Origin of the sequence: Thioclava sp. F36-6 (assembly GCF_002020305.1) — a bacterium.
Lineage (GTDB): Bacteria > Pseudomonadota > Alphaproteobacteria > Rhodobacterales > Rhodobacteraceae > Thioclava > Thioclava sediminum.
The window spans coordinates 290,118-305,532 of the sequence record NZ_MPZX01000004.1; the positions used below are offsets into that span (position 1 = coordinate 290,118).

Genomic DNA, 15,415 nt, shown 5'->3' on the forward strand with positions numbered 1-15,415 from the left:
GCGCAGGCTCTCTGCCGCGGCAGGCAGCGCCAGAAACGCCGCGATCAGGCCGGCAAGTAGTCGCTCGCCCCGGAAGCGAGACGCTTGTTTTCGATCATTTGCGCGACCCGAGCCAGCGCGATGCCGCGCATGAACAGGCTTGCGGGAAGGAAGGCCCATGCCGTCACCATCCAGATCATCGTGTGGGGCACTTCGAGCGTCACGATCACGAAACTGACCGAGACGAGTTTGAGCACCGCTGGAATAAGGAAGGGCAAAAGGAAGCCCAGCGCAATGTTGAACCAGGAATCGCGGCGCAGACGCTCGACCACGTCGCCGCCTGCGGTCGGGTCGAAAGTCGGCAGATTGACCCAGACGTTGAATTTCGTATGCGCCTGCGGCCAGCCCATGATCCGCATGACGATGACGAAATAGCCAAGGGTCAGCAGCGAGATCAGGTAGGCCATGCCCGCAGCGGTGCGCACCAGCGCGACCTGATGCAGAGAGGCATCCGCCGGCAACGCGAGTTGCAGCAGGCGAACGGGGCTGTAAGGAACATCGATGGAGCCTGCGACCGTGGTGCCGAGAACCTCGATCAGCCGGGTCAGGGTCGAGGCGTGATATTGCGACTGCACCGCCAGCGAGAGCAGCAGAACCGTCAGGAACAGCGACATGAAGCGGATGCGGTTGAAGGGCGGCGCATCGCGGAACTCGATCAGGCCGGGATAAACGGAAGCATATTCGAAAAGGGTCAGCGCGAAACCGAACAGCGCCATAAGCGCCACGATCTGTGCGGTGTCACTACTGGTATCGGGCAGAATGAGCGCGGGGGTGCAGATCACCACCGCGACGAGGATCGCGCGAACAAGCGCCCCTGAGAGACGTGAGAACACAGTTACCCTACCCTTCCCTGCGGTCGGATGCGGTACATTGCCGATCCTTTTACCCGCAAGACGCGCGCCGACTGTGGCGCGCTGCCTCAAACTTGCCATGATTTTGCCCAAGTTCCCGATCCAAGCAAATAGTGTTTTCAGACTCTGTGCCGCATTAAGGCATTTTCTTGGAAGACCTGGTGCGACATTGCATCAACAAAGGTGCAAAAATGTGGCAACCTAGGAGGCGAAACCATATTTTGTGGATCAAGGGGTTAGCGCCTCAAAAACCCTCAGGAGTCGCGATTGGCAAAGCCAAGTGCGGCAAGCCCGACACCATCCGCCAAGAGCTGGATTCCTAGCAATAGTCCAAGGATTTGCGTCGCGATCTGGTCGAACGCGGAGAAGATCAGCACGCCGATCAGGATCGAAACCGCGCCCGACAGGACCAGCATCCACCGCAGGCGCGGCCCGCCAAGACGCAGACCGATGAGCAAGCGCAGCGCGCCCATCAGCAGGAAGAGCACGCCGACCACCGCCGCGAGCGACACTGTACCCGACATCGGATCCGCCATCAGCCAGACGCCGACGACGATGTTGAGAAGTGCGATCAGCGCATGCCACGCCCGATGCGCCCCGTCGCGGTCGTTGAAGGCGAGCCACGCCTGCACCACCCCGGCGATCAGGAACAAGATGCCGACGAAGGTGGTCAGGGCCAGCGAGGTCGCGAAGGGATTCGAGATGGCCGCAACGCCGAGAACGATCAGCACGAGGCCGGTCACCAGAAACAGGGTCGAAACGCGCATCGCATCATCCTCTCGATCTACGTCAAATGATGAACCCTACCACGGGCGCCGCGTTCCCGCGCCCCCTTCTGATGTAAAAAGCCGCCCCGATCGGAGCGGCTTTCCATGTAGCGATGGCGTCTTGGGTTACACCCAGGGACGCGCCTGATGCATCTGCGTCTCGAACGTGTCGATGGCCGCGGCCTTCTCCAGCGTCAGACCGATATCGTCGAGACCTTCGAGCAGGCAGTGCTTCTTGAACGCGTCGACGTCGAACTTGATCGTCTCGCCTTCCGAGGTCGTGATCTCCTGGTTCTCGAGATCGACGGTCATCCGCGCGTTCGAGCCCTTCTCGGCATCCTTCATCAGCATGTCGACCTGCTCCTGCGGCAGCACTATCGGCAGCATCCCGTTCTTGAACGAGTTGTTGTAGAAGATGTCGGCGAAGGAGGTCGAAATGATCACCTTGATACCGAAGTCGGCGAGCGCCCACGGGGCGTGCTCACGCGAGGAGCCACAGCCGAAGTTGTCGCCGACCACGAGGATCTGCGCTTCGCGATATTGCGGCTTGTTGAGCACGAAGTCGGGGTTCTCGTTGCCCTGACGGTCGTAGCGCATCTCGTCGAACGCATGCACGCCGAGCCCGGTGCGCTTGATCGTCTTCAGGAAGCCCTTGGGGATGATCATATCGGTGTCGATATTGACCAGCGGCATGGGAGCGGCGATCCCGGTAACTTTTTCGAACTTTTCCATTCTCGTCGCTCCTTACGCGTCTTCCAGTTCCATCAGCTTGCGCACATCGGTCAGGTGACCGGTGACAGCAGCTGCGGCGGCCATGGCCGGGCTCATCAGATGGGTGCGGCCCTTGTAGCCCTGACGCCCTTCAAAGTTGCGGTTCGAGGTCGACGCGCAACGCTCACCCTCGGCCAGCTGGTCGGGGTTCATCGCGAGACACATCGAGCAGCCCGCCATGCGCCATTCGAAACCGGCATCGAGGAAGATCTTGTCCAGACCTTCTTCCTCCGCCTGAGCGCGCACGAGGCCCGAGCCCGGCACGACCATCGCACGGACGCCATCGGCCAGCTTGCGACCTTTGACGACTTCGGCGGCGGCGCGCAGATCCTCGATCCGGCCGTTGGTGCAGGACCCGATGAAGACCACGTCGATCTTGATGTCGGTCAGCTTGGTGCCCGCTTCGAGGCCCATGTAGTCGAGCGCACGCTTGGCCGCTTCGACCTTGCCGCCCTTGAAGTCTTCCGGCGCGGGGACAGAGCCCGAGATCGGCAGCACGTCTTCGGGCGAGGTGCCCCAGGTCACGACGGGTTCGATCTCTTCGGCCTTGATGGTGACGACCTTGTCGAAATGCGCGCCCTCATCGGTGTAGAGCTGCTTCCACCAATGCAGAGCCGCTTCCCATTGCGCGCCTTTCGGAGCATGGGCCCGGCCTTTGACATACTCGAAGGTCTTCTCGTCCGGCGCGATGAGGCCAGCGCGCGCGCCGCCTTCGATCGCCATGTTGCAGACGGTCATGCGGCCTTCCATCGACAGATCGCGGATCGCTTCGCCGCAATATTCGATGACATGGCCGGTGCCGCCGGCGGTGCCGGTCGCGCCGATGACCGACAGGGTGATGTCCTTGGCGGTGACGCCCGGACGCAGCTTGCCGGTGATCTCGACCTTCATGTTCTTCGACTTCGACTGGATCAGCGTCTGGGTGGCCAGAACGTGCTCCACTTCCGAGGTACCGATACCGTGGGCGAGCGCGCCGAACGCGCCATGGGTCGCGGTGTGGCTATCGCCGCAGACGACGGTCATGCCCGGCAGGGTCCAGCCCTGTTCGGGGCCGACGATGTGGACGATGCCCTGACGCACGTCGGAGACCGGGTAATAGTTCACCCCGAAATCCTTGGCGTTCTTGTCGAGCGCGTCGACCTGGATCCGGCTTTCCTCGTTCTCGATCCCCTTGGCGCGGTCGAGCGTGGTCGGCACGTTGTGATCCGGAACGGCGATGGTTTTCTCGGGTGCGCGCACCTTGCGGCCCGCGATGCGCAGCCCTTCGAAGGCTTGCGGCGAGGTCACTTCGTGGACGAGGTGACGGTCGATATAGAGCAGGCTGGTGCCGTCTTCGTCTTCGGACACGACATGCGCGTCCCAGATCTTGTCATAGAGGGTCTTCGGAGCAGACATGGCTCTCACTTTCTTTGGATGGCTGGCCTAAAAACGGCCGTTTGTCAGACATGGGACAGCAGGCGCAGATATGCGCCCGCGGGCGCAGAGCATCAAAGTCGTGCCAGCACCGAGCGGCTTTCGCCGTAGAAGCGCTCGCGAAGGCGGGCGCGGTCATCCATGTCGAAAACGAGTGTCATGGGGCGCTAAATACGGCGAATCCGTCTCTGAGGCAATCGAAGAGTCCGTGTTTGGACTGATCGCAAAACCGGGCTAACGTCATTTTCATGGATTTCGCGAATGGGGACATCGTCAAGATATTGGCTTCGATCTGGGCGCAGATCGAAATCTTCCTCAATTCGATCGTGCTGCCCTCGCGGCTCTGGCAGTTCGGGATCATTGCGGCATGTTTCGCGCTGGCCCATCTCGGGCGGATCTGGCTTGCCCCGAAAGTCGACGACTGGGGGCGGAGGCGTGAGCTTTCGACCCGCCAGCTTCGGCTGCTGATCCTGTTCCGGCAACGCCTGCGCGGCTTCCTCTTCGTTCTTCTCGCCTGGGCGTCGGTCTTCGTGCTCGAGGCGACCAAAGGCTTTTATTCCTGGCGCTTCCTCGTGGTGCTGGTGGCAACGCTGGTCACGGCGTGGCTGGTCGTCGGTCTCGTCGCGCGACTGATCCGCAACGCGCTTCTGCGCCGCATCGTGCGCTGGGGCGCGTGGATCTGGGTGACGCTCTATTATCTCGGGCTGTGGGACGAGACCGTGCGGCTTCTGAACGGCACGGCGGTCGAATTCGGGGATTTCCGGATCACGGCCTACGGCGTCCTCAAGGCGCTGGTGCTGACGACGATCCTGCTGTCGGTCGCGCGGATCGTCTCGGGGCAGACCTCGGTGCGGCTGCGCACCAACGAGGATATCAGCCCCTCGATGTCGGAGCTGGTCATCAAGGTGATGCAGGTTCTGCTCTATGGCGCGGCGCTGTTCATCGGGATCAAGGCGGTGGGCTTCGACCTGACCGGGCTTGCGGTTCTGTCGGGTGCGATCGGCGTCGGCCTCGGCTTCGGTCTGCAGAAAGTCGTGTCGAACCTCGTCTCGGGCGTGATCATCCTGCTGGATAAATCGATCAAGCCCGGCGACGTGATCAGCCTTGGCGAGACTTTCGGCTGGATCAATTCGCTGGGCGCGCGCTACGTCTCTGTCGTTACGCGCGACGGCAAGGAATACCTGATCCCGAACGAAGACCTGATCACCGGGCAGGTCGTCAACTGGTCCCATTCCAACGAATTCGTGCGGATCGACCTGCCCTTCGGCACCTCCTATCACGATGACCCGCACGTGGTGCGCAAGCTCGCGGTGGAGGCCGCGCAATCGGTGAACCGCGTTTTGAAGAACCGCCCGACCGTGTGTCACGTGACTGGGTTCGGGGACAGTTCGGTCGATTATCTTCTGCGGTTCTGGATCACGGACCCCGTCGAAGGGCTGACGAACGTGCGCGGGCAGGTGTTCCTCGCATTGTGGGATACGTTCAAAGCGAACGGCATTTCGATCCCGTTCCCGCAGCGCGAAGTGCGTTTGCTCGAAGGTTCGCAACTGGACTTGCAACCCGGGCCGGAAACGCATAGCGAAAATTCGCCGCATGAAAATTGAAATTGAACCTTCGGGATGCTATTTTCGGAGGACGTCCAGCGCCGGGGCCATTTCGGTGCGTAACATCTGGAGGACCATGTCCTGTCTCATCTTTCCATCGTGCCGAGTGATGCCGGCACAAAGGCAGCGGCCATGAATACACGGGCCGTCAATGCCGAAGCGACGAGCGAAGAAATCCTCGCGCGCGTCATTTCTTCCCTCGAAGACGACAAGGCCGAAGATATCGTGACCATCGACCTGCGCGGTCGGTCCTCGATCGGTGACTATATGGTTGTCTGTTCCGGGCGCAGCACGCGTCAGGTCAGCGCCATCGCCGAGAACCTGACCGAGCGGCTGAAGCACGAATTCGACCGGGCTTGCAAAGTCGAGGGCAAGGATCAGGGCGACTGGGTGCTGATCGACAGCTCCGACGTCATCGTTCACGTCTTCCGCCCGGAAGTGCGCGAGTTTTATCAGCTGGAAAAGATGTGGATGCCCGCGGGCGCCCCCGTCTGAGTTCGGCTGCATGAAGATCACGATCTGCGCGGTGGGCCGCTTGCGCAAGGGGCCCGAACGCGAGCTGATCGACGACTACCTGAAACGCTTCGAGAAATCCGGGCGCGCCTTCGGGCTCGGCCCGGCTTCCGTCGTCGAGGTCGAAGACAAGAAGGGCCTGGGGCAGGGCGCAGAGGCAGACCTGCTGAGCCGCGCCATTCCTGATGGATCGGTGATCGTCACGCTCGACGAGCGCGGCAGCCTGATCTCATCGCCCGAATTTGCCACGAAGCTGCAAGGCTGGCGCGATCAGGCGCGTGATGTGGCTTTCGTGATCGGCGGCGCGGACGGGATCGACCCGTCCCTGCGCAGCCGCGCCGAGTTCTCGATCTCTTTCGGCAAGATGGTCTGGCCGCATATGCTGGCCCGCGTCATGCTGACCGAACAGATCTACCGCGCCGGACAGATCATCGCCGGCACGCCCTATCACCGCGTCTGATCAGCACATCTTTAGATTGTGCAGTTTTCAATAGCTTGCGCAGCGTCTCCGCGACGTTACGCTGCGCTCGAAAACAATGCCCAGCAGGTCAGGCTCCATGAATACACTTCGCGACATGAATATTTCCGGCGCGTCCATTTCGCGCGAGGCGATGATGCTGATGGGCTTCCAGCGAACGCGCCAGATTTCCGGCACCGCGCGCAAGGCCTGGGAAGCCGGCGACAGGGGGCCCGCGCTGGAAGAAGTCGAGGCCCGCAACGAGGAGATTTTCCGGGGGGCGCTCGCCGAGGTCTTCACCGAGTATCTCCCGCTGCGCAAGGCGCTCGAGGAAACCGGTCGCCGCCCGACCCATGTGATCGACATCGGCTGCGGACAGGGTCTCAACGACGCGCTGCTGATCAAGGATTACGATTGCGCCGTGACCTTGATCGATATCGAGGAAACCCCGGAGCAATACCATTTCTGGAGCGATACCGGTGCGGGCTATGCCTCGCTCGACGCCGCGGCGGCGTTTCTACGCGACAATGGCGCCCATGCGGTCGAGACGCTCAACCCGGTCAAGCAGCCTGATGCTTTGGAGGGGGTCACGGGCGATCTGGTTACCAGTCTGATTTCCTGCGGTTTCCATTATCCGATCGGCGACTATCTCGACCTTATGATGCGGGTGATCCGGGATGGCGGCGCGGTCGTGCTGGACCTGCGTCGGCGCTATATGAACAAACCCGACGAAGCGCTCTCGACGCTAATCGAGGCCACGCGACAGACCGAAATTCTCAGCTACGAGAAGAAAGCCCGGCGGATCATGTTCCAGGCCTGAGGCGCACACGCCCCCGGTTGCCGCCAAGGCTTGCGAGGCGTATGAGGGGGCAACAGATTAGGAGGCCGCCATGACCCGCCCGAAACCCGTCGTCCTGTGCATTCTCGATGGCTTTGGCGAGCGAAAGGAGCGCGAAGGAAACGCGCCCCTGCTGGCCGATACGCCGAACCTCGACCGCGTTCTGTGGAACAACCCGGCGAAATCGACGCTGGTGACCTTCGGCCCCGATGTCGGACTTCCGAGCGGTCAGATGGGCAATTCCGAGGTCGGTCACACCAATATCGGCGCAGGCCGGGTGGTGGCGATGGATCTGGGCCAGATCGATCTGGCGATCGAGGACGGTTCTTTCTTCAAGAACGAGGCGATCCTGTCCTTCATCGACACGATGAAAGAGAGCGGCGGGCGCGCGCATCTGATGGGTGTCATCTCGGATGGTGGTGTGCATGGTCATATCGAACATACGCTCGCCGCGGCGAAAATGGTCTCGGAGGCGGGCGTTCCGGTCCTGATCCACGCGATCACCGACGGGCGCGATGTGGCACCCGATAGCGCGAAGTCCTTCGTCTCCGATCTTTGCGACCGGCTGCCCGAAGGCTGCACGGTCGTCACGGTAGATGGCCGCTATTACGCGATGGACCGCGACAACCGTTGGGAGCGCGTGGGCCTTGCCTATGATGCGATGATCAACGGCAAAGGGCAGGGAGCCGACACCCCTGTCGCGGCCGTAGAGGCCAGCTACGACAAGAAAGAAATGGACGAGTTCATCAAGCCCACCGTGATCGGCGATTACGACGGCGCAAAGGATGGCGACGGGTTCTTCTGTCTCAATTTCCGCGCCGACCGAGCTCGTGAAATCCTGCGCGCGATCGGCGAGCCGGACTTCTCGGAATTCGAAACCGGGACCCGTCCGAAATGGGCGGCGCTGCTGGGGATGGTCGAGTATTCCGACAAGCATAACGCCTATATGAAGACCGCCTATCCGAAGCGCGAGATCGTCAACACGCTCGGCGAATGGATTTCGAAACAAGGGCTTAGCCAGTTTCACCTCGCCGAGACCGAGAAATACCCGCATGTGACCTTCTTCCTCAACGGCGGCAAGGAAGAGCCGTGGGAAGGCGAAGACCGCTACATGCCGAAATCGCCCAAGGTCGCGACCTACGACCTGCAGCCCGAGATGAGTGCGCCGGAAGTCACCGACAAATTCGTCGAGGCGATCGAGACCGGGTACGACCTGATCATCGTGAACTACGCCAACCCCGACATGGTCGGCCATACCGGCTCGCTGGAAGCCGCGATCGCGGCGGTGGAAGAGATCGACCATGATATCGGCCGCGTCGTCGAGGCGCTGGAAGCTGCGGGCGGCGCGATGATCATCACCGCCGATCACGGCAATTGCGAAACCATGATCGACCCCGAAACCGGCGGACCGCATACCGCGCATACCACGAACCTCGTGCCCGTCTCTCTGGTCGGCGGGCCGGAGGGCGCCAAGCTGCGCGAAGGTCGGCTTGCGGATCTCGCGCCGACGCTGCTGGAGCTGATGCAGATCGAGCAGCCCGAGGAAATGACCGGAAAGAGCCTGATCGTATCGTGATCCGCGCCGCACTCGCAGCTCTTCTGATCTCAACCGGGCCGCTTTGGGCGGAAGGATCGGGCGACGCCGCACTCAAGGCCTCGGCCGATCTGCGCAAGGCGATCACCGCGCTCGATGCTGCGCAGTCGAAATCGGATCGCATCGCGGCGCTGACGAAAACGATCCACGCCTATGAGCAAGGGCTGAGCGCGCTGCGTGACGGCTTGCGCCGGGCCGCGATCCGCGAGCGCGAGATCAAGCAGGGGTTCGACGCGAAACGCGAAGAGCTTGGCGGGCTGCTGGCCGTGATGTCGACGATGCAGCAATCCGACGGGCCGCTTCTGCTGCTGCATCCCTCGGGGCCCGAAGGCTCGGCTCGTTCGGGAATGGTGCTGTCTTCGGTCGCGCCTGCCTTGCAGGAAGAGGCGCAGAAACTGAGCGTCCACCTCGAGGAAATCGCGACCCTGCGCAAGCTGCAGGAAAACGCGCGCGAGACGCTGGAAGCGGGGATGGTTTCGGTGACGAAGGCGCGCACCGCACTGTCCGAGGCGATCTCGGAACGCCGCGAAAAACTCCCGCAGCGCTATCTCGAAGAACCCGAGGAGCTGACCGCGCTGGTGCAAAGCGCCGACACGCTCGAAGGCTTCGCGACCGGCCTGAGCGACATGGAAAACGATATCGGCCCGCCGCGCGGCGATTTCGCGGGCGCGAAAGGCAGTCTGAACCTGCCGGTGATCGGCTCGGTTCTGCGGAGCTTCAACGAGCCCGATGCCGCGGGGATCAAACGTCCCGGTCTCGTGATCGCAAGTGAGCCGGGCTCGCTGGTCACAACGCCCTGGGCTGCGACAATTCGCTACCGTGGTCCGTTGCTCGACTACGGAAATGTGATGGTCCTCGAACCCGCAGATGGATATCTTCTGGTTCTTGCGGGCCTCGGAACCGTCTATGGTGAGGTCGGAGACGTGCTGCCAAAGGGCACGCCCATCGGTTTGATGGGCGGAATTCAGCCGGGAGCGAAGGAATTCGGCAAGGAATTCGTGCAGGCGGCGACAGATGGCGCTGGTGCAGATCGCAGCGAGACGCTTTATTTGGAACTGAGAGAGGGCGGTAAGCCCGTGGACCCGACGCCGTGGTTCATCCAGACAAAAGACGACAAGGGTTGAGTATGAAAAAGTTCATGATGGCAGCGGTTGGCGGCACGCTCGCGGGGGCGCTTTTGTCCACGCAAGTCGCGGCGCCGCTGATGGCCGAAGAAACGAAACGCAACGAGACCGTCTACCAGCAGCTGGACCTGTTCGGCGACATTTTCGAGAAAATCCGCCAGGACTATGTTGAGCCGGTGGACAGCAAGAAGCTGATCGAAGCCGCGATCAACGGCATGCTCAGCTCGCTCGATCCGCATTCCAGCTACCTGCCGCCCTCCGATTACAGCGATATGCGCGTTCAGACGCGCGGCTCCTTCGGCGGTCTCGGCATCGAGGTCACGCAGGAAGACGGCTTCGTGAAAGTCGTCTCTCCGATGGACGGTACGCCCGCGGCCGAGGCTGGCATCAAGTCCGGCGATTTCATCACCGCGGTCGATGGCGAGTCCCTGATGGGTATCCCGCTCGATCAGGCGGTGGACAAGATGCGCGGACCGGTCGGTTCGGACATCACCGTGACCATCGTGCGCGAAGGCGAACAGGATCCGTTCGACGTCACGCTGACCCGCGACACGATCAAGCTGACCGCCGTGAAGGGCCGCCATGACGGCGATACCGTCATTCTGCGCATCACCACGTTCAACGACCAGACCTTCCCGAACCTCGAATCCTCGATCAAGGAGCAGGTCAAGGAAGTCGGCGGTATGGACAAGGTCGACGGCTTCATCGTCGATCTGCGCAACAACCCCGGCGGTCTGCTGACGCAGGCGATCAAGACGGCGGATGCCTTCCTCGACAAGGGCGAGATCGTCTCCACCCGCGGTCGGAACCCGCAGGATAGCGAGCGCTTCAACGCGACCGCCGGCGATATGGCCGACGGCAAGCCGATCGTCGTGCTGATCAACGGTGGCTCGGCCTCGGCGTCGGAAATCGTGACCGGCGCGCTGCAGGATCATCACCGCGCGATCGTCGTCGGCACCAAGAGCTTCGGTAAAGGCTCTGTCCAGACGGTCATGCCGATCCAGGGCGAAGGCGCGATGCGTCTGACCACCGCGCGCTACTACACGCCGTCGGGCCGTTCGATCCAGTCGCTGGGCATCGCCCCCGACGTGGTCGTGCCACAGCCCGATCAGCCGAAATCCGAGGATAAAGCGGCTGCCGAAGGCGATAACGCCCGCAAGATGACCTCCGAGGCCGATCTGAAGGGTGCGATCACCAACGACTCGATGACCGAGGACGAGAAGCAGCAGGCCGAGGACGAGCGCGCGAAAGCCGAAGAGGCCGCGAAGCGCCGGATGGAAGATTTCCAGATGTCCTACGCGATCGACCTGATCAAAGGCCTCTCGGCCATCGCCCCCGAGACGCAGGCTGACGCCGCCTCGACGCAAAAGGCCGAAGCGCCGAGCGCCGATGGCAAATCCGACACGCAGCAGAATTGAGGGAAGGGGCCTTCGGGCCCCTTTTTCATATGACCCCCGAAGAGATCGTTAAACTTCCTTACCGCCGCAATGTCGGCGTCGTGCTGATGAACCCCGCTGGCCTCGTCTTCGCAGGCCAGCGCATCGACAATCCCGGCCCGGCCTGGCAGATGCCGCAAGGTGGGATCGACAAGGGCGAGAAGCCGAAAGAAGCAGCCCTACGCGAGCTGGAAGAAGAGACCGGAGTGAACCCCGATCTCGTCGAAATCGTCGCGAAAACCTCCGATTGGGTGCGCTACGACCTGCCGCATGATCTTGTGCCGAAGATCTGGAATGGTCGCTGGCGCGGGCAGGAGCAGAAATGGTTTCTGATGCGCTTCCTCGGTTCCGACGATCAGGTGCAGATCGAGACCGACCATCCCGAATTTTCGGTCTGGCAGTGGATGTCCTTCGACGAGCTGGTCGAGAATATCGTGCCCTTCAAACGCTCGGTCTATGAGGCCGTGCGCGCCGAATTCAGAGACTATCTCGGCTGAATTCTCAGAAATCTAGGCCCAGATCGAGCGTCCGGGCCGAATGGGTGAGCGCGCCGGAAGAGATGTAATCCACACCGGTCGCCGCCACTTCGGCGATCCGCTCGAGCGTCATGTTCCCCGAAGCTTCCAGAACCACGCGGCCCGCATTCAACGCCACCGCCGCACGCAGTTCCGCGCTGTCCATATTGTCGAGCAGGATGACATCGGCCCCGCCGATCTTCAGCGCTTCTTCCATCTGGCGCAGCGTGTCGACTTCCAGCTCGATCCGCATCATGTGGCTGCGCGCCGCTTTCGCAGCCTCCAGCACCGCGCGCACACCACCAGCCGCCGCAATATGGTTATCCTTGATCAGGATCGCGTCGGACAGACCGTAACGATGGTTAAAACCGCCGCCATGGGTCACTGCGGCCTTCTCGAGAACGCGCAGCCCCGGCGTGGTCTTCCGCGTACAGGTGATACGAGCCTTCGTGCCGTCGGTTTCCGCGACAAAGCCTGCGGTTTTCGTGGCGATCCCGCTGAGGCGCCCCGCGAAATTCAGCGCCACACGCTCCCCCATCAGGATCGAGGCCGCCGATCCGTCGACCGTCAGCAAAGTCTCACCCGCTTGGCAGGGTTTGCCGTCAGCGATCAGGATCGACACGCGCAGCGTGGGATCGACCAGCCGAAACGCCATCGCCGCGACCTGCATTCCCGAAACCACGCCGTCTTCGCGCGCTTTCAGCCGCGCGGAATAGGTTTTGCCCGCCGGGATCACCGCATTGGTCGTCGCGTCGCCCATCGGAGACAGGTCTTCGACCAGCGCGGCGCGGACAATCGGTTCGATCAGCAAATCGGGCAACATATCAGTCCTCCAAGGCAGCGGCGCGAATCCTCAGCGCCTCCTCCAGCGTAATTTTCGTTCTTTCCGCCAGTTTCGGGTTCATCTCCGGGAAATCCGAGCGGAAATGACCCCCGCGGCTTTCTTCGCGCGCAAGGGCGGCCGCAGCAATCAACGTGGCCGTGGCGGTCATGTTCCGCATCGTTTCCGTGCGAGCCTCCGCCTCGATCTTCGCAATGACCCGAAGCGCAGCTTTCAAACCATCCGCATCACGCACGACACCGACGCCATCGGTCATCGCTTTTCGCAATACCTGCACGGCTGGCTCATTCACCGGGACATCGCCTTCCGGGAAATCTGGGTTAACGATCTCGGCGTCGGGGATCTCGCCAAGTTCTGCGGCGATCCCGACAGCGCAGATCCGCGCAAACACCAAGGCTTCCAACAACCCGTTCGACGCCAGACGGTTCGCCCCGTGAAGCCCGGTCGACGACGCCTCGCCACAGACCCAAAGCCGATCGAGCGAACTGCGTCCCTCGGTATCGGTATCGATCCCCCCCATGTGATAATGCGCGGCGGGGGCGACGGGGATCACGCCGGAAACAGGGTCTATTCCAGCCCTTTCACAAGCTTCGGCCACAGCCGGAAAGCGCGTCAGAACCTCGGCTCCAAGGGCTTCGCGCGTATCCAGAGCGGGCTCGCGCCCGGCTTTGCGTTCCAGATACACAGCCCGGGCCACGATATCGCGCGGCGCAAGCTCGGCATCGGGATGAACCGAAAGCATGAAGCGTTCGCCATCCGCGTTAACGAGTGTTGCGCCTTCACCGCGCAGCGCCTCGGTCGCAAGCGGGGCAGGGTCTTCGCCACTGGCGATCGCAGTCGGATGGAACTGCACGAATTCCGGATCGGCGATCCGCGCCCCGGCGCGCGCCGCCATCCCGATCACCTGCCCACGAATGCGCGGCGGGTTCGTCGTGACGGCAAACAGCCCACCCGAACCGCCGCCCGCAAGCAAGACCGCCGGGCTTTTGATCAGCACCGGCCCCGAGGGCTCAAACGCACGCTCGATCCACACGCCGGTGACGCGCCCGTCCTCCGTCTCCAAATGCGTCGCCAAAACGCCCTCGAGCACCTGAACCGATGGCGTTTGCCGGACCGCGGCCACGAGCGTCTGCATGATCTCGCGCCCGGCCTGATCACCCTTCACTCGAACGACGCGCGCGTGGCTATGCGCCGCCTCGCGCGACATCACGTAATCACCCTCCGGATCGCGGTCAAAAGGCGTGCCGAGTTCGGTCAATGCAAGGATGTGCTGACGCGCTTCTTCGGTCACCAAATGCGCGATTTGCGGTGAAACAGTGCCTGCTCCGGCGATCATTGTGTCGCGTGCGTGAGAGGCAGGCGTGTCGCCAACCGACATCGCGGCCGCGACGCCGCCCTGGGCCCAGGCCGAGGATGCGCCTTCGCCCAGAGTTTCCGGCGAGATGATGAGAACGGGGCGGGGCGCAAGACTGAGCGCCGCATAAAGCGCCCCCAGACCGGCGCCGACGATAATGATCCGTCGCGTTTCAATCACTTCGCGAGGGTCCGGGAAAGCTCGATCATCCGCTCAACCGCGATCCGCGCCTTTTCAGCGACCTGCGGATCGACGATCACTTCCTCGGTCCCGGTATGCAGCGACCACAGGATTTTTTCGAGCGTGATCTTCTTCATGTAGGGGCACATGTTGCACGGACCCACAAAATCTACTTCCGGCAACGCATCGGCGATGTTCGACGCCATCGAGCATTCGGTTACCAACATCGCCTCTTTCGGCTTGTTGGTTTCGACGTAGTTGATGATCCCCGAGGTCGAACCCGAGAAATCCGACGCCGCGACGACGTCGGGCGGGCATTCGGGGTGCGCGATGATCCGTGTATTCGGATGCATCGATCGGAAGTCGTTGATATCCTTGGCAGTATACTGCTCGTGGACGATGCACGAGCCCTCCCACCAGACGACATTCTTCTCGGGGACCTCATTCGCCACGTTCTGCGCAAGATACTGGTCCGGGGTCATGATGACCGTGTCGCTGTCCATCGCGCGCACGATCTGCGCAGCGTTGGACGAGGTGCAGCAGATATCGGACGCCGCTTTCACCTCGGCAGTCGTGTTAACGTAGCTTACCACGGGCGCACCGGGATATTTGGCGCGCATCTCCGCGATACCGTCGGCGGTGATCGACTCCGCCAGCGAACAACCGGCTTTCATATCGGGGATGAGGACAGTCTTGGCGGGGTTCAGGATCTTCGACGTCTCGGCCATGAAATGCACGCCGCATTGGACGATCGTCCCGGCCTGAACCTTCGTGGCCTCAATGGCGAGCTGAAGACTGTCACCCACAACATCTGCCACGCCGTGATAGATTTCCGGCGTCATGTAGTTATGCGCGAGAATTACCGCGTTTTTCTCTTTTTTCAGACGATTGATCGCGCGGATATAGGGCGCGTAGCGCGCGAAATCCGGCAGAGGGATAACGCGATCCATCTTTGCGTGGATGTCCCGCATTTCCTCTGCCAACTCAATGGATGGCGCAAGATCGTACGTCTCGGCCAGCGTGGCACGCATTTCGGTCAGGTCCAGCATGGACAGTCCTCCCGCTCTCTCCCTAAGAAGCCCCCGATTTAAGGGAGGTTGACGCTCGGTTAAATGGAA

At 62.0% G+C, this 15,415-nt stretch carries 15 protein-coding genes; 8 read left to right on the forward strand and 7 right to left on the reverse strand.

All coding sequences use genetic code 11. The features are described 5' to 3' along the window. Nucleotides 1–44 precede the first annotated feature (44 nt). From BMI88_RS18615 to leuC, 4 genes are all read right to left on the reverse strand, one after another. Nucleotides 45–872 carry a hypothetical protein gene (locus BMI88_RS18615; RefSeq protein WP_143594777.1) on the reverse strand — a complete coding sequence of 276 codons (828 nt, stop codon included), beginning with the start codon at nt 870–872 and terminating at the stop codon, nt 45–47. A gap of 272 nt (nt 873–1,144) precedes the next feature. After that, on the reverse strand, nt 1,145–1,657 hold the full coding sequence (locus BMI88_RS18620) for a DUF308 domain-containing protein (protein WP_078551009.1): 513 nt from the start codon (nt 1,655–1,657) through the stop codon (nt 1,145–1,147). A gap of 126 nt (nt 1,658–1,783) precedes the next feature. Beyond that, nucleotides 1,784–2,389 (reverse strand): 3-isopropylmalate dehydratase small subunit, encoded by a 606-nt coding sequence (leuD, locus tag BMI88_RS18625; RefSeq protein ID WP_078551010.1) that lies wholly within the window; start codon nt 2,387–2,389, stop codon nt 1,784–1,786. Nucleotides 2,390–2,401: 12 nt separating this feature from the next. Next, nucleotides 2,402–3,823, reverse strand: a complete 1,422-nt coding sequence (leuC, locus tag BMI88_RS18630; RefSeq protein WP_078541511.1) for a 3-isopropylmalate dehydratase large subunit — start codon at nt 3,821–3,823, stop codon at nt 2,402–2,404. A gap of 266 nt (nt 3,824–4,089) precedes the next feature. Between leuC and BMI88_RS18635 the strand changes: the two genes are divergently transcribed. The 8 genes from BMI88_RS18635 to BMI88_RS18670 all read left to right on the forward strand — a co-directional run bounded on the left by BMI88_RS18635 (nt 4,090) and on the right by BMI88_RS18670 (nt 11,904). Beyond that, nucleotides 4,090–5,445 carry a mechanosensitive ion channel domain-containing protein gene (locus BMI88_RS18635; protein ID WP_078551011.1) on the forward strand — a complete coding sequence of 452 codons (1,356 nt, stop codon included), beginning with the start codon at nt 4,090–4,092 and terminating at the stop codon, nt 5,443–5,445. Nucleotides 5,446–5,577: 132 nt separating this feature from the next. Next, nucleotides 5,578–5,940 carry a ribosome silencing factor gene (gene rsfS / locus BMI88_RS18640; protein ID WP_075776745.1) on the forward strand — a complete coding sequence of 121 codons (363 nt, stop codon included), beginning with the start codon at nt 5,578–5,580 and terminating at the stop codon, nt 5,938–5,940. Between the two features lie 10 nt (nt 5,941–5,950). Continuing rightward, complete coding sequence (rlmH, locus tag BMI88_RS18645) at nt 5,951–6,418, forward strand: 23S rRNA (pseudouridine(1915)-N(3))-methyltransferase RlmH (protein WP_078522651.1); 468 nt, start codon at nt 5,951–5,953, stop codon at nt 6,416–6,418. 97 nt (nt 6,419–6,515) lie between these two features. Further along, nucleotides 6,516–7,235, forward strand: coding sequence for a class I SAM-dependent methyltransferase (locus BMI88_RS18650; RefSeq protein ID WP_078551012.1), 720 nt, complete (start codon nt 6,516–6,518; stop codon nt 7,233–7,235). Nucleotides 7,236–7,305: 70 nt separating this feature from the next. Next, nucleotides 7,306–8,829, forward strand: coding sequence for a 2,3-bisphosphoglycerate-independent phosphoglycerate mutase (gpmI, locus tag BMI88_RS18655; protein ID WP_078551013.1), 1,524 nt, complete (start codon nt 7,306–7,308; stop codon nt 8,827–8,829). Continuing rightward, nucleotides 8,826–9,971: a peptidoglycan DD-metalloendopeptidase family protein gene (locus BMI88_RS18660; protein ID WP_078551014.1), complete on the forward strand. Its 1,146-nt coding sequence runs from the start codon at nt 8,826–8,828 to the stop codon at nt 9,969–9,971. The genes gpmI and BMI88_RS18660 overlap by 4 nt, the downstream gene beginning before the upstream one ends. A gap of 2 nt (nt 9,972–9,973) precedes the next feature. Beyond that, complete coding sequence (locus tag BMI88_RS18665) at nt 9,974–11,389, forward strand: S41 family peptidase (protein WP_078551015.1); 1,416 nt, start codon at nt 9,974–9,976, stop codon at nt 11,387–11,389. Between the two features lie 29 nt (nt 11,390–11,418). After that, nucleotides 11,419–11,904: an RNA pyrophosphohydrolase gene (locus BMI88_RS18670; RefSeq protein ID WP_078551016.1), complete on the forward strand. Its 486-nt coding sequence runs from the start codon at nt 11,419–11,421 to the stop codon at nt 11,902–11,904. A gap of 4 nt (nt 11,905–11,908) precedes the next feature. On the opposite strand, the gene nadC is transcribed toward BMI88_RS18670, so the two are convergent. From nadC to nadA, 3 genes are read right to left on the reverse strand one after another with little or no spacing between them, the layout of a single operon-like run. After that, entirely contained in the window at nt 11,909–12,745 is an 837-nt protein-coding gene (nadC, locus tag BMI88_RS18675; protein WP_078551017.1) for a carboxylating nicotinate-nucleotide diphosphorylase, read from the reverse strand. Nucleotide 12,746: 1 nt separating this feature from the next. Then, the gene (locus BMI88_RS18680; protein ID WP_078551018.1) at nt 12,747–14,297 is read right to left on the reverse strand and encodes an L-aspartate oxidase; all 1,551 of its coding nucleotides are present in this window, start codon (nt 14,295–14,297) and stop codon (nt 12,747–12,749) included. Next, on the reverse strand, nt 14,294–15,346 hold the full coding sequence (gene nadA, locus BMI88_RS18685; RefSeq protein ID WP_078551019.1) for a quinolinate synthase NadA: 1,053 nt from the start codon (nt 15,344–15,346) through the stop codon (nt 14,294–14,296). Before nadA ends, BMI88_RS18680 begins: the two co-directional genes overlap by 4 nt. Between the last annotated feature and the right edge of the window lie 69 nt (nt 15,347–15,415).